The sequence below is a fragment of the Vibrio sp. Vb0667 genome (genome assembly GCF_033391095.1).
In genome coordinates this window covers 1-1,105 of the sequence record NZ_JAWPOL010000337.1, presented here as the reverse complement: position 1 = coordinate 1,105, position 1,105 = coordinate 1, and the positions used below count along the sequence as shown (strand labels likewise).

The 1,105-nt window shown below is 50.7% G+C and carries 1 protein-coding gene and 1 pseudogene; both read left to right on the top strand.

Annotated elements, in window-relative coordinates:
• A pseudogene (locus R8269_RS25720) lies at positions 1–490 on the top strand (fructuronate reductase); the annotation flags it as partial.
• A 12-nt stretch (positions 491–502) separates the two neighbouring features.
• Positions 503–1,105: glucuronate isomerase (locus R8269_RS25715; RefSeq protein WP_318222975.1), on the top strand; the 603-nt coding region annotated here is incomplete at its 3' end.

The following is a 1,105-nucleotide window of genomic DNA, read 5'->3' as shown; positions in this document are numbered from 1 at the left end:
AGCAGCATTCGACATGATGATGCAAGCACAAGCGCCTTCGCTGACCATGCCGGATGGCACCGATTTAGAGGGCTACGCCAAGCTGCTTATCGAGCGCTTCACGAACCCAAGCCTGAAGCACAAAACATGGCAAATCGCGATGGATGGCAGCCAGAAGATCCCACAACGCATGGGTGGCAGCTTGCGATTCCATCTTGCTCAAGGTTCTAACTTCTCTTGGTTGGCAACAGCAATTGCAGGTTGGATGCGCTACGTATCCGGCGTGGACGAGCAAGGCAATGACATTGATGTGCGCGATCCAATGGCAGAGACACTACGTCAGATTTGCGACCAACACGGCTTGAACGTTTCTGTTGTGCCTGCGTTGCTCGCTGTTGAAGCCATCTTCCCTGCAGAGCTTGGTCAAAACCCACAAGTGATTGATGCGGTGAGCAGTGCTTACCAATCTCTAATCGATAACGGTGCTCGTGCCACTGTCGCTGCGTTGTAATAGGAGTTAACGATGAAGAATTTCTTGTGTGAAGACTTTTTACTCTCAAACGAAACGGCGCGCCGCTTGTACCATGAGCATGCGTTCCACCAGCCAATTTATGATTACCACTGCCACCTAAATCCAGCGGAAGTGGCGCAAAATTGTCAGTTCGATAACTTAGGTCAAATCTGGCTTGAAGGCGATCACTACAAATGGCGTGGCATGCGCTCGGCAGGCATTGAAGAGCGTTTGATTACGGGTGATGCGAGCGATTACGACAAATACATGGCATGGGCGAAGACGGTACCTCAAACCTTGGGTAACCCGCTTTACCACTGGACGCACCTAGAACTGCGTCGCCCATTCGGCATTACCAATATGCTGTTTAGACAAGACACTGCTGACCAAATTTGGCATCAATGTAATGAGCTGCTGGCGACCCCCGAATTTACGGCTCGTGGCATCATGCAGCAAATGAACGTCGTAATGGCGGGCACAACCGATGACCCTATTGATTCACTAGAACACCACAAAGCGATCGCTGAAGACGACACCTTTAACGTCAAAGTGTTACCGAGCTGGCGTCCGGATAAAGCGTTCAAGATCGAATTGGACCTGTTTGCGGATTACATG